Origin of the sequence: Methanoregula sp., from assembly GCA_041645435.1 — an archaeon.
Classification (GTDB): Archaea; Halobacteriota; Methanomicrobia; order Methanomicrobiales; family Methanospirillaceae; genus Methanoregula.
Genome location: JBAZQB010000003.1, coordinates 293,878 through 309,807, shown reverse-complemented (window position 1 = coordinate 309,807; position 15,930 = coordinate 293,878). Strand labels below are relative to the sequence as shown.

General features: G+C 48.8%; 18 protein-coding genes. 10 read left to right on the top strand and 8 right to left on the bottom strand.

The features are described from left to right. Nucleotides 1–134: 134 nt before the first annotated feature. On the top strand, nt 135–347 hold the full coding sequence (locus WC593_08225; GenBank protein MFA4825131.1) for a hypothetical protein: 213 nt from the start codon (nt 135–137) through the stop codon (nt 345–347). Nucleotides 348–413: 66 nt separating this feature from the next. On the opposite strand, the gene WC593_08220 is transcribed toward WC593_08225, so the two are convergent. The 6 genes from WC593_08220 to WC593_08195 all read right to left on the bottom strand — a co-directional run bounded on the left by WC593_08220 (nt 414) and on the right by WC593_08195 (nt 6,457). Continuing rightward, nucleotides 414–1,325, bottom strand: a complete 912-nt coding sequence (locus WC593_08220) for a DUF3800 domain-containing protein (GenBank protein MFA4825130.1) — start codon at nt 1,323–1,325, stop codon at nt 414–416. A gap of 19 nt (nt 1,326–1,344) precedes the next feature. Beyond that, a complete protein-coding gene (locus WC593_08215; GenBank protein MFA4825129.1) occupies nt 1,345–2,559 on the bottom strand; it encodes a restriction endonuclease subunit S in 1,215 nt (404 codons plus the stop codon). 57 nt (nt 2,560–2,616) lie between these two features. Continuing rightward, nucleotides 2,617–3,408, bottom strand: coding sequence for a hypothetical protein (locus WC593_08210; GenBank protein MFA4825128.1), 792 nt, complete (start codon nt 3,406–3,408; stop codon nt 2,617–2,619). Next, nucleotides 3,405–3,659, bottom strand: coding sequence for a hypothetical protein (locus tag WC593_08205; protein MFA4825127.1), 255 nt, complete (start codon nt 3,657–3,659; stop codon nt 3,405–3,407). The genes WC593_08210 and WC593_08205 overlap by 4 nt, the downstream gene beginning before the upstream one ends. Beyond that, nucleotides 3,656–4,765 carry a PDDEXK nuclease domain-containing protein gene (locus tag WC593_08200; GenBank protein ID MFA4825126.1) on the bottom strand — a complete coding sequence of 370 codons (1,110 nt, stop codon included), beginning with the start codon at nt 4,763–4,765 and terminating at the stop codon, nt 3,656–3,658. Before WC593_08200 ends, WC593_08205 begins: the two co-directional genes overlap by 4 nt. An 87-nt stretch (nt 4,766–4,852) precedes the next feature. Beyond that, a complete protein-coding gene (locus WC593_08195) occupies nt 4,853–6,457 on the bottom strand; it encodes a class I SAM-dependent DNA methyltransferase (GenBank protein ID MFA4825125.1) in 1,605 nt (534 codons plus the stop codon). Between the two features lie 433 nt (nt 6,458–6,890). On the opposite strand from WC593_08195, the gene WC593_08190 reads away from it, so the two are divergent. From WC593_08190 to WC593_08170, 5 genes are all read left to right on the top strand, one after another. Then, a complete protein-coding gene (locus WC593_08190) occupies nt 6,891–7,130 on the top strand; it encodes a hypothetical protein (GenBank protein MFA4825124.1) in 240 nt (79 codons plus the stop codon). A gap of 193 nt (nt 7,131–7,323) precedes the next feature. Continuing rightward, nucleotides 7,324–8,013, top strand: a complete 690-nt coding sequence (locus WC593_08185) for a hypothetical protein (GenBank protein ID MFA4825123.1) — start codon at nt 7,324–7,326, stop codon at nt 8,011–8,013. A gap of 207 nt (nt 8,014–8,220) precedes the next feature. Beyond that, complete coding sequence (locus WC593_08180; GenBank protein MFA4825122.1) at nt 8,221–8,358, top strand: hypothetical protein; 138 nt, start codon at nt 8,221–8,223, stop codon at nt 8,356–8,358. Nucleotides 8,359–8,364: 6 nt separating this feature from the next. Further along, nucleotides 8,365–8,868 (top strand): hypothetical protein, encoded by a 504-nt coding sequence (locus tag WC593_08175; GenBank protein ID MFA4825121.1) that lies wholly within the window; start codon nt 8,365–8,367, stop codon nt 8,866–8,868. A gap of 5 nt (nt 8,869–8,873) precedes the next feature. Further along, nucleotides 8,874–9,008 (top strand): hypothetical protein, encoded by a 135-nt coding sequence (locus tag WC593_08170; protein ID MFA4825120.1) that lies wholly within the window; start codon nt 8,874–8,876, stop codon nt 9,006–9,008. 739 nt (nt 9,009–9,747) lie between these two features. Here the strand turns inward: WC593_08170 and WC593_08165 are convergent. Together WC593_08165 and WC593_08160 are read right to left on the bottom strand one after the other, a co-directional pair. Further along, complete coding sequence (locus WC593_08165; GenBank protein ID MFA4825119.1) at nt 9,748–10,446, bottom strand: KaiC domain-containing protein; 699 nt, start codon at nt 10,444–10,446, stop codon at nt 9,748–9,750. After that, on the bottom strand, nt 10,443–11,270 hold the full coding sequence (locus tag WC593_08160; protein MFA4825118.1) for a hypothetical protein: 828 nt from the start codon (nt 11,268–11,270) through the stop codon (nt 10,443–10,445). Before WC593_08160 ends, WC593_08165 begins: the two co-directional genes overlap by 4 nt. Before the next feature lie 216 nt (nt 11,271–11,486). On the opposite strand from WC593_08160, the gene WC593_08155 reads away from it, so the two are divergent. From WC593_08155 to WC593_08140, 4 genes are all read left to right on the top strand, one after another. After that, nucleotides 11,487–13,205, top strand: coding sequence for a type II/IV secretion system ATPase subunit (locus WC593_08155; GenBank protein MFA4825117.1), 1,719 nt, complete (start codon nt 11,487–11,489; stop codon nt 13,203–13,205). Continuing rightward, nucleotides 13,202–15,136 carry a type II secretion system F family protein gene (locus tag WC593_08150; protein MFA4825116.1) on the top strand — a complete coding sequence of 645 codons (1,935 nt, stop codon included), beginning with the start codon at nt 13,202–13,204 and terminating at the stop codon, nt 15,134–15,136. The genes WC593_08155 and WC593_08150 overlap by 4 nt, the downstream gene beginning before the upstream one ends. 85 nt (nt 15,137–15,221) lie before the next feature. Further along, on the top strand, nt 15,222–15,377 hold the full coding sequence (locus tag WC593_08145) for a hypothetical protein (protein ID MFA4825115.1): 156 nt from the start codon (nt 15,222–15,224) through the stop codon (nt 15,375–15,377). Continuing rightward, nucleotides 15,374–15,847, top strand: coding sequence for an alpha/beta hydrolase (locus WC593_08140; protein MFA4825114.1), 474 nt, complete (start codon nt 15,374–15,376; stop codon nt 15,845–15,847). The genes WC593_08145 and WC593_08140 overlap by 4 nt, the downstream gene beginning before the upstream one ends. Nucleotides 15,848–15,930: the final 83 nt, after the last annotated feature.

Genomic DNA, 15,930 nt, shown 5'->3' with positions numbered 1-15,930 from the left:
TTATTATGTACGAGGGCTGATCTTCAATACTTTCTGCGGATGTTTTCTGACTGGGAAGGCGTGAAAGGGAGGTGGTGGGGTGAGTGAAAGTGATAAATACTTAGTATTCGCAAAATATTATTTCTATAAAAAATGTGGAGATAGGACTGACGATCGAACTTTACCTGGTTATGGCATTGATATTCTGTTTCGGAGTAATGGTAAAGATGAACCTGAACAAACTAACGGCACTGATGCTCAGCATCAAGGTAGCGGTATCGATGAACATGACAGCAACGATTGCATTCATTGGCGGAGTCGCCCGTGTGGAGGCAGGAATGCCTTTCCACCTTTGTTGTAATCAGTAAAACAAGATCACAGTCTTACCCACACTGGGCGACAGTGCGGAGTTCAAATCTCCCTCTCCACTCATTCTAAAAAGTCTGCTGTTTTGTTGTTGGTGCTTTATCTCTCTCATGCTGAGGGGTGTACCACCAGAAATTTAGGGGCTTATTGGGATCGAGAGTTTTAAACCCGTTATTTGTTTTGAGACTGACCGTTAGATTGTTATCTTTACATTTTGAATCGAATGAAACAACCAAGGGACATCTTTGTTGGTGAGATCTGCTGAATTTTATATTTTCTTTCTCGTCCTCATCGATTGGGAATAGTTTTTTCTGGGTATCGTTAAGTTTCAGCCATCGGGCGATGGAGTCATAGTGTTCTCTCGAATACACTCCTAACCCACCAAATAAATCAGCTAACTGGATGAATGGTTCGAGATGAGATTGTTTTGGACAAATATTCGAGATTTTAAAATTGCGTTTAAACTCCACGGAGTACTGACTGAATCCCGATGGCTTCCGAATAATTTGCCCTTCAACACTGGCCCCGTCAAGATGTTCGTTTAAATCAGCCCAGTCCATTTGTTCCTGTTCGTCGGGACATAACTGCCACACCGCTTCGTCGGGCCATCGTCGTTTGAAGACATTTTTAAAAACATGATAATACATAATTTGGAAATTCCGGATATCATCACGGAATCTGATATCATGCCTATCATCCTGGGTGTCCCACGTAAGGATGTCGATTCTGATATCATTCGTTCGGACTTTTCTAAAAGTGAATTCGCATAATTGTTCCGCCAGTCTTCGATATTTGGAATTGTCTAACTTTTTGAAACCGAATTCATCAGTCCCAGCATCGTCAATTATTGTTTGAAGTTCATCATTGAGAGGGGGATAGTTTTGCGCGAGCATCGTTACGATTGAGATCCCACGATATCTTCCCGTATTCCAGTGGGATTCGTCAGAAAATGCAAGGTGAGTGAAACCATTTTCTGTCATATCGTAAGAATTTATGAAATTATGGAATCGGTACCTGAACCTCTCCGCTCATCAGTTTCGGCAGCAACGCATCTCTGGTTTGGGCGAGTGTGCGGGACTGTTGCTCGTTATTTTCAATTTGTGAATATAGCGGTTTGACTAATGCGGCGAATCTATTGAGTATTTCCTTTGATGGAATGAGTATCTCCATCGGTTTGAAATTCGATTTTGATATTTCAAGAAACGTCGTACCGTTTGCCCTATCAATTATTGACTGCATATTTTCGTTTACCCACATTAAGAGGTAAAAATTCGGTAACTTTTTGTCGCAAATTATTGCGATAAAGCCTTGGTTGATCGATACAGGAACTGTTGCTATTGCAGTATACCCAATCGGAGCACGAGAGGACAGAAGAAGAGTCCCGAGTGGTAAAATTCGAGAGCTAATCTGATTCACACCTTGATCCGTGATTTTCTTTTCTGTGTCTAGTAATATTGGAGTGGATAATGAAGCTAAGTCCTTTGGAGTTGCAAAGTTGTGGGTACCATCTTCCCAATATTCAGAGTTGATTGTACTTGGTGTACTTCCACCAACAATCGTTGTCGATTCTCCGACCGTTCCAACCCCCCACCCCCTCGGCACCTCCCGCCCATCAATCTCCTCAAACCCATCCGGAAACAGCGCCGCAATATCAGCCGGCAGCCCGGTGTCGCGCCCATCGGCCTTCGCCCGCACCGGATCGAAGTCTACGAACCATGACTGGAAGATCGCCCGTGCCATCGCTTCGAGCGTCTCGTTCATCTGGCGGTTGAGCTCGATCTTGTCATCGAGCGAGCCGAGGATGCGGGCGATAGCGTGCTGGGTGGGGAGAGAAGGAATTTTCACTTCCATAGGATGGATATAATTTCGATTGAGGGATGCTTGCGCACTGCCGGAGTTGTATCGGGTAAAATCAAGGTTTTTCAAATAGTAATATGCGAATTTTTCATCGTTTCCATGAAAATCAATCACATAGAGTGCCGTATTATGTGGCCAGAAATCGACAGGACAATAATTTACAACACCAAAGGATCCACCACTTCTTCCAACAGTAACTCCTGGACCTTTCGCTTTTGCAGCATTATGATATCCACTCATTCCAAAGGAGCCGTATACGGGAATATTTCCAGGCATTCTATCGGATTCGGTAAGATCATGCCCTCTTTGTAGTGTAACAAAATCTTGTAATTGCATTGTTTTCCATTCAGAGGGCATATCTATCTACTCTATATTCTTACAATTTTTCAACAATTGATTCTATTGAAAATGGTATCATCTTTTTTTCATTTGACTCCCAATCGGATCACTAATAAACTCTAGAAATTGCTTTCCCATTTCTGTTGTACGTGATGCGAACATTCCTTGCCATAATATGTTTCCCGGTGGCAGAAAGCCACCCAAATTTATTTCTGTTACCTTCATTTCACCGGAGTCGTACGGATTCGGCTTCTTTGGTTGTTGCAATAAGCCATCCGAAATCATTTCTTTTACAATTTGATCGTAAAATTCTTGTTTTTTATTCAATTCTGGAAACGTGAGTTCTATTACAGTCCTCAAGTTATCGAAGGACGTCGGATTTGGATACTTGATTCCATGACTTTCACCATATTGATGGGGATTATCTAAAAATTGTAAAATAACCAAATGCCACGGAGTATACCGGTCAATAAGATTCAGAAAAATCAATTGAAGATTCTCATCGATTGTGGGTATGGAGATGGAATTTATTACTGCATTTCTCAGTGCTTCGAGTTTCTCTTGTTGATGGGTCCTCATCGCAATTTGTGTTGCATAAAATAATGTACTGATGAAATTTTCATTTGTTGTAAGGTTTTCAATTTTAAATCCATCAATTTCTTCTTCTAATTTTTTCAAGCGTGTGAAAATTTCGATCAACCACGCATCTCGCCTTTTTTCAAGGGGGGGTGCGATAACCATCGCGAAAAATTCCGCCAAAGGTCCCCCAACAAATGGGGCAGTAGATAGCCCAGCCCTCACTCCTGCATGAGCGTAATCTCCGAAGTTCGGTTTCAGATCTTCTTCAATATCCCGCTCTTCGGTCATATCTGATAACCCAATCCCTTCAGATTCCCGGCAATCTCCCCTTCCAGCCGCTCCGACTCCCGGAATTGCTCCCCCAGTTTCGCCGCCAGCCGCCCCATCTTCTCCTCGAACGGCTCGCCATCATCCACGACATCCTCGGCGCCCACATACCCTTGCGTCAGGCCAGGATTGTCAGGAAATGATGCCACACACAGGGCGCCCCAATTGTCCCACAGCTTGTGGGACGAATGCACCGGCAGGCAGCTCGTCACGATTCCCTCTCCTCTTTCCCCGCAAACCTCTCCCTCGCCGCCTCCACTGCTGCCTTCAGTCTCCGTTCCAGAAGATCCCGGGGGGGAAGTTCCGTGAGGTACTCAGCAACGCGGATACCGCTCTGCTCCAGTTCGAGGAGTTCTACGTGCTCTGTCGATTTCCCGGCACAGAGAATCAGACCGATAGGGGACTCCTCTCCGGAAGGACGGTCGTACTTGTCCAGCCACCGGAGATACAGTTCCATCTGCCCCTTATAGGCAGCTTGGAATCGTTCCAGTTTCAGATCGATTGCAACGAGGCGGTGCAGCCTGCGGTGATAGAAGAGCAGGTCAATGTAATAATCCACCGTATCGACCGTGATGCGTTTCTGCCGGGCTACGAAAGAAAAATCAGTGCCAAGTTCGAGAATGAACCGCTCCAGATCACGCAGGATCGCGGATTCAAGATCCCGCTCCGAGAATGTGTCCTCAAGTTTGAGAAAGTTAAGGAAATACGGGTCGCGGAAGACCAGATCGGGAGTTATACGATCAGCTTCCGTAAGTTTCGCCAGCTCCTCCCGGATAAGTTCTTCCGGCTTTTTTGAGATGGCCGTCCGCTCAAAGAGCATCCCGTTGATTTTGTCCCGGAGTGTCCGGACATTCCATCGCTCAATCCGGCACAGGGCGGCATAATATTCACGGGCAAGAGGATCATCGACCTTGATCAATTCGACAAAATGGGACCAGCTCAATTGTTGCGACAAAGTCTGGACAATCTGTTCATCGGGATATACGGTGGCGAACTGTATCATCCGGAAGAGTTCCGTCCGTTCAAATCCCTGCCCATATTCCCGGGCCAATTGTTGCGACAATGTCGCGACTATTTTTTTCCCATACGGAGCCCGCTCTTTCCCAAGGATATCTCTGCGGATTCGTGATCCGATGCTCCAGTTCCGCAGCAGGAGCGTAACATTGACACCAATTGCTACACGGGTACGGGCGGTCTCAATCAGATTCTGGATGTCTCCGAGAAGAACGGGGAACGATGCCGGAAGATCGTTCTCCTCCGGTATTTTTACCGGGGTACGCTTACTCTTCGCGGGGACTTGTTCTCTGTTCTTACTCATATGCGGGACTCCACTCCGGATTGTGGGGACAGTGTACCCACAATGTGAGATTATGCAAGATAAAAATCCCGCCAGGATTGTTCTTACTCATAACCGGTACCCCAATCCCTTCAGATTCCCGGCAATCTCCCCTTCCAACCGCTCCGACTTCCGGAACTGCTCCCCCAGCTTCGCTGCCAGCCGCCCCATCTTATCCTCAAACGGCTCGCCATCATCCACGACATCCTCGGCGCCCACATACCGCCCGGGTGTCAGCACGAACCCATTCTTCCGGATCTCATCGGTTGATGCACTCTTGCAGAACCCCGGCACATCCGCATAGGTCCCGGCTTCCTTCTCGCCCCGCCATGCGTGATACGTGGATGCAATCCGGGCAACATCCTCATCGGTGAGATCGCGGTGCACCCGGTCGATCAGTGTCCCCATCTTCCGGGCATCGATGAAGAGCGTCTGACCGCGACGGTTGCGGAACCTGTGGTTCTTCTTGTCCCGTGTCACGAACCAGAGGCAGACCGGGATCTGGGTGGAGTAGAAGAGCTGGCCCGGCATGGCGATCATGCAGTCCACGAGATCAGCCTCGATGATATTCTTCCGTATTTCGCCCTCGCCGGACTGGTTGGAGGACATGGACCCGTTCGCGAGCACGAAACCCGCAATGCCGGTCGGGGCGAGATGGTAGATGAAGTGCTGCACCCAGGCAAAGTTCGCGTTGCCGGCCGGGGGGAGGCCATACTTCCAGCGGGCATCATCCCTGAGCCGCTCGCCGCCCCAGTCACTCATATTGAACGGCGGGTTGGCGAGAATGAAATCAGCTTTCAAGTCCGGGTGCAGGTCGCGGTGGAAGCTGTCCGCGTGTTCGGGGCCGAGATTGCCCTCGATCCCCCGGATGGCCAAGTTCATTTCGGCCAGTTTCCAGGTCGTGGGGTTAGACTCCTGCCCGTAGACTGCGATATCCGCAACACTTCCCCCGTGCGCCTCGACAAATTTCTCGCTCTGGACAAACATCCCGCCCGAGCCGCAGCACGGGTCGTACACCCGGCCCTTGTACGGCTCGATCATCTCGACAAGGGTCTTTACTACCGACCGGGGGGTATAGAACTGCCCGCCCTTCTTTCCTTCAGCGCTTGCAAACTGCGAGAGGAAGTACTCGTACACACGCCCGAGGATGTCCTTCGACCGGTGCTCTTTCTCACCGAGCCCGAGAGTGCCGATAAGATCGATCAGCTCACCCAGCTGGGTCTTGTCCAGTGCCGGGCGGGCATAATCCTTTGGCAGCACACCCTTGAGGGAAGGGTTGTCACGCTCGACTGCCACCATCGCGTCATCGATCAGTTTCCCGATCGTGGGCTGCTTTGCGTTTGCCTGGAGGGTTGACCAGCGGGCTTCCTTGGGTACCCAGAAGACATTGGCCGACAGGTATTCGTCCCGGTCCTCCAGGGTATGGTACCGGGCCTGCGGTTCGGCAACGTACCATTCGCTCTTGGGATCGCTCAGCTCGGTCTCAAGGGATACGTGTCGCTCCTCAAAGGCATCGGATATATACTTCAGGAAAATGAGTCCGAGGACTACGTGCTTGTATTCCGCTGCATCCATGTGGCCACGGAGTTTGTCGGCAGCAGCCCAGAGCGTTGCCTCGAACCCGAGGTTTGCCCCGTTGCTGGTCTTCTGTTTCTTCGTGCTTTGCCGGGCCATGGTGGATGTTCCTTCGATACAATTCTATTCTCGTTGATGTGCGTTAAGGGTTGTGACTTGCGGTGAGGCGGGTATTGAGAAACTGCAACAACATCCCTTAGATATAGTGTGGTAAAAAGCTCGTTTCTGGTCCCTCTATTGTACATACACATATACTGTGTGATACAGAGAAATCCAAGATCCGGAAATCTTAAACTGCCACCACCATTTTGCCGCACCTCCCACCCCCTCTCCCAAATCCGGCCCCGCAAAACTGGATTTCGGCAATCCCATTGCCGCGCCCCCACTCCCTCAATAAAGCTAACCAAATGGTTATACGAATCAAGCCCCAATCCGAGCCCCGATTCCCGCAAAACAGCCGCATAACTGCGAAAAATCCCATAGCAACCAATTACCTTTTTAACCCGAATTTGCTAACATCTGGATCAATACAATGACCAGCAAATACGTCGGACACCTGGGAAACCTGGCGAAACAGATCTTTGCAACACTGAAACAAAAGTGCGAAGCAGTGATCGAATGGTTTACGTCCGCCTCCTCAGCGGCATCCGATGCAAAGCTGGTCCCTGTAGCAGCAAACGGAAACGTACTGGACATGGGGAAACGCTACCGGAAAACGAGCGGCCACGCCCCCCTCTTCTCGCTCTTCACCTTCTTTAAAAATAGTCAGTAAACGTCGGTCCGGTGTTCCGGGTTCTCAATCGTGGGTTTAATCCTGTAGGTTACCTGCCGATTCGAAAAAGGCAGCAAATTTCAGGATCATAGCCCCGGCTATAACCGGACCGGCGTCTTTGGAATTGAATTGAACGAGCCCCAGCGCCCGAAGAAAACGTTGTTGAACAAATCCCCCGGCAGATGTGAAAAAAATGAACGGATTCGCAGAAGAAAACGGATTACCCGAAAAGAACCAGGAACCGCAGGAGAACACCCCAATCGCGGAGAAGACGGATGCGGCCGTAACCGCAGCACCCGCGGGGGCGATCGAACAGGAGGAAAACCCGGTCGGTACTGACAATGCCGGCCGGAGCGGAACAGAGCCGGACAAGACCGGGCCAAAAGAATCCCCGCGACGCAGCTCGGTAAAGGGAAAGAAGCGCCGGAAGGGGCACCGGCACAAGAAGAACGCCGGCGGGGTGGCTGCCAAGGGCAAGAGAAACGGCCAGCATGTTCCCCGCGGGAGCTGCGAGATCGCTGGCATGCTGGAAGAGGAGGGGTATATCGTCGGGGTAATCCCTGATCCGAAATCCCCGTTCGATCTCATCGGCTGGAGCAACGCGGGATCGATCCTTGTCCGGGTGACGCGGCCCATAGAGCTCGTAGCAAACGCCCGCAATGTCCGGGAGCAGTACGAAGAGGTCATCCGGGAGATGGAACCGTATTACCGGACGGAGGCCGACAACATCCAGTTCATGGTCCTCTCGCGGGAACACGGGCTGCTCCGGTACCGGGTCTTTGACTGGGGCATTGGCAACGTCGTGACGATGCAGAAAATTATGAAAATCCCGCGAGCATCACTCTCCGATACGCAAATAGCAACCACCGGGCCTGCGAATTGACGAGCGCGCAACTCTCCCTGCCCGGTTGCGCCAGCCGGGCTTGCATTCGCCCCGGATACCACCCCCGTTCACGCGGCTATACCCTTGTAAAACCCATATTGGTATGTCAAACGGGCGCCCCGCAAGACACCAGAGTACAGAAGTCCGAACACAATCGGGACACGGTGAGGCCCACCGTGGGTCCCGCCAAATCCAGGAGAGACCAGTATGGCACGGACCGCTCAGAGCCCTCGTCTGCTCGCACCACGGATCCAGAGGATCCAGGTCGCGAAACGCGGAGGTCGGCTCGCACCACCGGCCCGGCCAGGGAGGAACCAGGACAAGGAAAAAAACAAAAAGGAGTGATAAATTATGGCAGACTTTAGCATCAGCAGCACAACCAAGAGCGCGGTTCGGAAGATCGTCGAACCGATAGCCGACGTGACGGCCTTTGACAACATTGTTCAGGGGGTCATCACGAACAACCCCTTCCAGTGCGTTTCCTACAACGCATCGGGAGTAAGCCACGCACCCGTAGAGAAGAGCAAGCAGGGCTACACCGCACGGATCGTGTACCAGGACGCGGAGGCAAATACCATCGCGGTCATTACCATCCGGGCATCCACCATCGCGGCCTTCACGAGCGCCGCAAACCAGATCAAGGACGATGTCCAGTTGAAGACAACCTTCGGGGGAACAAACTTCCGGGACTCCGACAACGAGAAGTACGCAACAACCCTGCGGTGCCACGATGCAAACGGCGAGATCTACTCCGTCAACTTCAGCCGCGACCAGGTGACCCTCACCTCGTACACGGACGAAGCCATCCGGAGCCGGGTCGAGACCTGGGCAGACACCATAACCGCACTGGGATGATGAAGATGGACAACGAACTCATCATCATGGGAGCATTCCTCGGGACGGGGCTGCTCGCCTACGTGATCATCCCGGGAATGCTGGTAGTGTGGGACCGGGTACTGGACCACATGGAATCGGGCGGAAACAACCCAAAGTAATGCACTAAGAACAAACGGGGCCGGGGGGATTCCCCCGGTCCTAACCTTTTTTTTTTAGGGATCGATAAAACCCATTTCTCGATCGTTTGGTTATTCTCTTCGGTAGCAGCGAGTGTGACCCCCTCACTCCCCCAGAGGGGGAAGCACCCCAAGGGGAGCACCCCTTGACCCCCTACGATTTTCATTTTTTCTTCAACCCCGTGGAGCGTGATCGCTACATGGGGGATGCCCACGCGGCGGGGGTGGAGGCGCGAAAGCGCCGGAACCCCCAAGAGCGTCAAATCCCCGTGCGATCTCCAGAACTAAAAAAAATGTAATCGGGAACCGGTAGCGATTTCCAATCGAAGTCCGGATTAAAAATTTTCATCAAGGTTCGATCGAAAATTTCTGAGCAGAGTCTGGTTCAAAAATCAAAATCAAACTCTGATTGAAATTTTTTAAGTAAGGTCTGGTTAAAAAAATAAAATCAAAGTCTGGTTACAAATTTTCAAACATGGTTTGATTTATTTTTTAAAATCAAAGTCTGCCTAAAAATTTTAAATCAAGATCCGACTGGAAAATTTTGAGCAAGGTCCGGCTATTTTTTTTCAATCAAAGTCCGGTTAACATTTTTTCATCAAGGTTTGATTGAAAAATAAATTCAAGTTCTGATAAAAAAATTTTGAACAACGCACGGCCACATTTTTCTGCAGCCCTTCCGGACGGTCAAAAAGAATTTGATCATTCCACTCACTGATCTCTAGAACACATTTGCTTCTGAATAGACCATGACCTGATCCTGCTCGATCTCGTATGGCTTAATCTCACGGGAATGGGCAGACATACGCATCTTGACCACCTCGAGTGCCAGGTGAACATCGGTGAGATCAGAGGGGCGGACATACCGGAGCAGAATCACGGTATCAGAAAGGTACTCAATAAGCCCGTGACGGCTGGAAAACACGTTATCCCGGTGTGTTTCTGATGTCATCATGATCGTGCAGTTCCGGTCACGGAGCCCCTCAATAAACCTGTACATCTCCTGCCTTCGTTCAGAGTCTGTATCGAAGAGATCTTCAAACAGGGAGATCGGATCGATCACCACCCTGCTGGCCTTCACTTCTTCGATCAGTTTTGGCAGTTCGTTTTTGATCCGGTTGTTGGCAACATTGAAATCCGTAGGATCGAGCTTGATAACATACAGGGCTTTGTTCAAAAATGGTGCGATGTCCCATCCTTTCTGTTTCATGTAGGTGAGGATTCTCTCCTCGCGTTCCTCAAGGCTGATGTAGATGACACGCTCTCCCCTTGTAAGTCCGTCCCAGACGAACTGAAGAGAAAAGGTAGTCTTTCCCGTTCCGTACGTGCCGATAATCGCACAGATGCTGCCTTGGATCAACCCCCCACCCAGCATGTCGTCAAGACCAAGGATTCCCACCTTAACCCGTTCGGCAGTCATATAACCATCCGGATATTGCTCACTTCAAAACCACTTGTTGTCGAAATACGGACCGCAAATTTTACCAGATCGCGCTCCTCCAGGTGGGGCATTACTCCCCTGAACTTTTCAAAATACATCACCCGCTGCCTGCGGGCACCGGTGCTCTCCTCCCATTTGAAGAGCATCACCGCATCTGCAATGTCTGCAAGTTCTCTCTCTTTCACAGAGTCAAGAATACCCTGGCTGAGCAGCAGGTAGCTTGTAATGCCTCGTTGTTTTGACATCCGCTGCAACCCCCGTAAAAAACCCGTCAGATCGGACCAGCTGTTACGGGTAATTGACTGGGTAGCAATTTCAGTGATGGAATCCAGAACGATCAGACTTTCCGGTTGTGCGGCATTAATTGCTTCTGAGAGATGGACAAGGACGTTTTCATGCCCCGAGCGCTTTTGTAATCTTGTTATGATATCACTGCGGCTGTACCATTCATCGGGAACCATACTTTTGTCAAAATAAAGTTCGGAAAGATCATCAAACTGGATCAAATCTACAAGCTGACTTATATTATCGAAGTGTAGTGATTGGATGATTTCCTGCCGGACATCATCTTTCAGCCGGGTGAACGTTATATACCGGAGCTCTTTTGGAACGAGTTTGTCCTGTAATGAACCACTTTTTTTAACATCCAATAAATTTGCCATCGAACTGTAAACAAAATCGTAGCTACCCGCTCCAAGATCACCCAGGAGAAGAATGACAGAACCCGGTGGAACCCCCCCATCAAGAATCGGATCAAGCGATGAGATCCCGGTTGGCATCTTTTTACTTGCATACTCCTGCATCTAAAACCCCATATTGATGGAAAGATCTATTCTTCACAGAAACTCTTATGGTGAGTATTATAAATATATCTGTTCTTCTGGCACAATAATCCGAGGTGTGGGGGAAAAGAGATAATAATCCCTGAATTTCTCATAATGACACATAATTATATAGAATGATCTCCCGAATTATAATTCGGGACTGACTGTACCTTTATGGGGGGGGAGTTATGCATTATGCATATTTCTGAATTCTTAAAATCGTTTAAAAAAACTAATGTGGGAACGGCAGCACAAGAGCCCACGGTTCCAGAGAAAAAAGCGACTGGTGGGTATGCAGAGAAGATCCTTGCACCGGAACCCAGAAAACCTGATTCAGGCTACCTCCACTATTTTCACCTCCTGAAGGGTACTAAAAGATCAGTTATCGACGAATATGATTTTGAACGGGACGGTACGCTTGTAGAAGCGAATGTTGATGATATGTATGAGCAGATCGACCAGTATTGGATCGAAAACGGACGTTCGCTTATCATTATTGCCCTGAATAAAAAAACCAACCAGCGGGAGTACCTCCTGTTCGAACCCTCTCTGTCCGATTTTGAATATGAACTGCTTGAGCGACTGTATGAGGACCTGAGGTGTGTCCTGATCCTGTCGTCAAAGGATATCAGAAAAAATCGGCAGCACCTCTTATTAGAAAAGATGAATGAACTCATCGATGACTATGGCGTAAAAATTGAACGATCCTCCCGCCATAAGATCCAGTATTTTTTAATTCGGAATTTTTTAGGCTGGTCGCGCATCGATCCCCTGATGAAAGATTCCCAACTGGAGGATATTTCCTGTGATGGCAATAAAATTCCGCTCTTCCTCTATCACCGGCACTATAGGAATATCAAAACAAACATTATGTTTGAATCTGATGCTCTCAACTCGCTCGCGATCACCCTCGCCCAGCGATCGGGCAAACACATCTCAACCGGATCTCCTATTATTGATGCAACACTCCCCGATGGCTCGCGTCTCCAGTTGACGTTTGGCTCTGAAGTGACTACGCGGGGAACCTCCTTCACGATTCGTAAATTCAGGGAGGAGCCGTTCTCTCCTGTAGAACTCATTGAGATTGGTACATTCAGTGCAGAAGCACTTGCCTACTTCTGGATGGCGATTGAGAACAATAAAAGCCTCGTTTTTATCGGAGGAACTGCATCGGGAAAGACCACATCGTTAAATGCCGTCTCTCTTTTCATCCCTCCGGTTGCCAAAGTAGTCAGTATTGAAGACACACGTGAGATCACCCTTTATCATGATAACTGGATTGCCAGTGTCACCCGTGAAGCCCTTTCTGAAGGGAGCAATGCCATCACAATGTTTGATCTGTTAAGGGCTGCAATGCGACAACGCCCCGAGTACATCCTTGTTGGAGAAGTGCGGGGTGCTGAAGCCCAGACCCTTTTCCAGGCTATGAATACCGGGCATACCACCTTTTCCACCATGCATGCAGGCAGTATCGATGCAGCAATTCACCGTCTGGAAAGTGAACCGCTGAATGTCCCAAGGAACATGGTTCAGGCTCTCAATATCATCAGCGTGCAGGGATTAATCTACCATGGAACAGAGCGCGTCCGCCGCGTTCAGGAAGTTGTCGAGATTGCCGGCATGGACCCATCAACCGGCAATTTGCGTGTCAATAACGTCTTTGTGTATGATCCCATACATGACAAGATAAATTTCACCGGGCGCTCCCAGATCTATTCAGAAATCGCAGAAAAACGAGGGTGGACCCGTGAACAGCTTGAGGCTGAGATTGCAATCCGGAAAAATCTTCTCGAAGAGATGAGAAAACAGGGTATAAAGGATTACATCTCGGTTGCATCCCTTTTCCATGCATATCATATCGATGCGAAAGAAGTGCTGGCCCATGTCTCTGATCTTCGAGCGGTAATTCAATGATTGTCAGGAACTACCTCCGGAAATGGGTAGAACGCGACCCCCAACGGTATGAGAGCCTACGTTCAGATCTGATATCCGCCAGAATGGGGATAACCCTCGAACAGTATCTCTGGCGATCGGTGAAGATCACACTCGTGGCTGGCTTTTGTTTTGCCCTCCTGGGGTACTTAATCAGCCCCTTTTTGAGCCTGCAGATGCCGAGCGGGAGAATCGGCATCTATAATGTCTTTAATATCCAGTTACCGGTCTTTTTCAATACCATTTATCCATCAGAATATATTACGGCGCTCGTGATCATTGTTGCGCTTTCTATCGGTGCATACCTTGCCTATAGTCTCATGATTCGCATGCCTGTTATCGAGAAGAGAAACCGCTCGATAAAGATCAATCTGACCCTGCACAATGCAGTGGCTTACATGTATGCGATGAGACGCGGGGGTGCCCAGCTCATGACAATCTTTCGATCGCTGTCTGATCGGGCAAATATTTATGGTGAAGTTGCGTTAGAATTTCGCCAGATCGTAAGAGATGCAGATTTTTTTGGGTATGATGTTGTTACCGCTATCCAGCATCTGTCTGAGACCACCCCCTCAGAAAAACTAAAAAATTTTCTTGAGGATCTCCTCTCAATTATTGAAAGCGGAGGGGACATGTCAGAGTTCCTCGCCATGCGGGTAAAGACGTACCAGGAAGAAGCAAAATTAGAGCAAAAACAGTTTCTCAATGTCCTGTCCATGGTTGCAGAATCTTATGTGACCCTTTTTGTTGCAGGACCGCTCTTTTTGATAATTATCATGGTGGTTATGGGGATGATGGGCGGGAGTGCGGTTCTCCAGCTGGCAGTATTAACCTATGCGATTATCCCCATCGGGTCAGTAATATTCATTCTTCTTCTGGACCTCATGTCTATAAAGACGGAACAGACTGAGCGGTACGTAAAAGCAAAGTGGCTTCACACCTTTTCGGAAATCACCATTGTTAAAAAGGAGACCGATGAGCAGCTGCATTCACAAATGAAAAAATACGATCAGCTCAGAGACCTGATCTTCTCTCTCAAGCACCCGTTTGAGAATTTTGTGAATAATGTGAATCATACCCTCTATGTGACGGTACCCCTTGCTCTCATATACATCGGGGTCGTGCTGTTGAGTATTCCCCATTATAAAAATCTGGAACTTTACATCTCTGTCGTTGACGATCACATTGTTATCGCCCTCCTCATGGTTCTTATCCCTTATGCGGTATTTTACGAGATATATTCCCGTAAAGTGCTGGGAATCCAGTCTCTTATCCCTGACTTCCTTGAACGAATGGCTGGCATCAACCAGGTAGGACTTACAATCGCCCAGGCTATCAGCATCATGGTAAATACCAACCTGGGGCTCCTGAGCTATGAAATACGGAAAATAAAGCGGGATATGGATTGGGGGGCAAATTTTTCTGAAGCCCTGATGCGGTTTGAGGAACGGGTCAGCACTCCCTCAATTGCACGTACCGTGACCCTCATTACCAAAGCAAGCGAGATGAGCGGGCAGATCTCTGTCGTGCTATCGATTGCCGCAAGCGATGCAAAGATGAGTGAAGTGCTGAAAAAAGAGCGCCTTATCGAGATGTTTATCTACACCGCGATTGTGTACCTTTCGTTCTTTGTATTCCTCTTTGTCGTAGCAGTATTATGCACACAGTTCCTCCCGGTGCTTGCGAATATCACGACTACGGGCATTCCCTCATCCGGGGCATTATCGGGTATTGGATCGATTCCGACGCAGACTATCAACCGGATTCTGTATCATGCATGTCTAATTCAGGCACTCTTCTCAGGCATTATTGCCGGGCAGATGGGAGAGGTGTCGCTTGAATCAGGCATAAAACATTCCTGTGTCCTTGTCATAATCACCCTGGTGATCTTCAATGTTGTACTCGTTTTATGACAAAAAATGCAAATAATGAAAAAGATCTCCCCTTCAGATAGAATTAAATAATGCAGAGAAGATGACGTAGTGAGGTGACCGGTATATGTGTAGTGTTGGCGGGCCTATGGATATCGATATTCCCCCGGATCGGATAAAACCGAAAAATTACCGCTGCAATGAATGCAGTGAGCGATTCAAGGGGATCGGGAAAAACCCCATCTGTCCGAGCTGCCAGTCAGAAGACGTGACTGAAATATGAATTTCCCTCTTGATGATGAGCTCCTGCTCATTTCTGGAAGGGACTCTTTTTTACTGGTTGCAAAAACCAGGACCGCGTTTGCCCTGTGTATTGAAACCCAGATCGATGAATATATCCAGGGAGTAACACCCGGGGATCTTGTGGTGGTTTCCGCACCCGAAGGTGGGGCTGTTGAACCGGCAATGATGCTCATCGAACTCGTAAGAGCGTATCATATGCCACTTCTTGTACTTCCAAAAGGCCACCCGGGATCAAAACGGATCTCATATGTTGTATCCGTTGCGCCGGAGATCTCTACCAATTGTTCAATTCAGCGTGGTACACACCCGGAACAGCACCTGATCTGTTCGAATGACGAACTCGCTGGGATAACCCTCAAAGGTACAGAGCAGGGAATTGAGATCTCTCCGGTTCCAGCAGGGATATCTCTCCAAAGAGTAAATTGCCAGATAAAAGCCCAATTTTCCTGATTATCCCTGTTTTTTGTAGTTTTTTACGGTCGATACAATCCTAATCGTAAATAACAATACATATATTCCTTTTTTCACCAATT

Coding starts and splice junctions, on each gene's coding strand:
- WC593_08220 (MFA4825130.1), bottom strand. CDS start 1,325: ATGACAGAAAATGGTTTCACTCACCTTGCATTTTCTGACGAATCCCAC.
- WC593_08215 (MFA4825129.1), bottom strand. CDS start 2,559: ATGCCCTCTGAATGGAAAACAATGCAATTACAAGATTTTGTTACACTA.
- WC593_08210 (MFA4825128.1), bottom strand. CDS start 3,408: ATGACCGAAGAGCGGGATATTGAAGAAGATCTGAAACCGAACTTCGGA.
- WC593_08200 (MFA4825126.1), bottom strand. CDS start 4,765: ATGAGTAAGAACAGAGAACAAGTCCCCGCGAAGAGTAAGCGTACCCCG.
- WC593_08195 (MFA4825125.1), bottom strand. CDS start 6,457: ATGGCCCGGCAAAGCACGAAGAAACAGAAGACCAGCAACGGGGCAAAC.
- WC593_08190 (MFA4825124.1), top strand. CDS start 6,891: ATGACCAGCAAATACGTCGGACACCTGGGAAACCTGGCGAAACAGATC.
- WC593_08185 (MFA4825123.1), top strand. CDS start 7,324: ATGAACGGATTCGCAGAAGAAAACGGATTACCCGAAAAGAACCAGGAA.
- WC593_08180 (MFA4825122.1), top strand. CDS start 8,221: ATGGCACGGACCGCTCAGAGCCCTCGTCTGCTCGCACCACGGATCCAG.
- WC593_08175 (MFA4825121.1), top strand. CDS start 8,365: ATGGCAGACTTTAGCATCAGCAGCACAACCAAGAGCGCGGTTCGGAAG.
- WC593_08170 (MFA4825120.1), top strand. CDS start 8,874: ATGGACAACGAACTCATCATCATGGGAGCATTCCTCGGGACGGGGCTG.
- WC593_08165 (MFA4825119.1), bottom strand. CDS start 10,446: ATGACTGCCGAACGGGTTAAGGTGGGAATCCTTGGTCTTGACGACATG.
- WC593_08160 (MFA4825118.1), bottom strand. CDS start 11,270: ATGCAGGAGTATGCAAGTAAAAAGATGCCAACCGGGATCTCATCGCTT.
- WC593_08155 (MFA4825117.1), top strand. CDS start 11,487: ATGCATATTTCTGAATTCTTAAAATCGTTTAAAAAAACTAATGTGGGA.
- WC593_08150 (MFA4825116.1), top strand. CDS start 13,202: ATGATTGTCAGGAACTACCTCCGGAAATGGGTAGAACGCGACCCCCAA.
- WC593_08145 (MFA4825115.1), top strand. CDS start 15,222: ATGTGTAGTGTTGGCGGGCCTATGGATATCGATATTCCCCCGGATCGG.
- WC593_08140 (MFA4825114.1), top strand. CDS start 15,374: ATGAATTTCCCTCTTGATGATGAGCTCCTGCTCATTTCTGGAAGGGAC.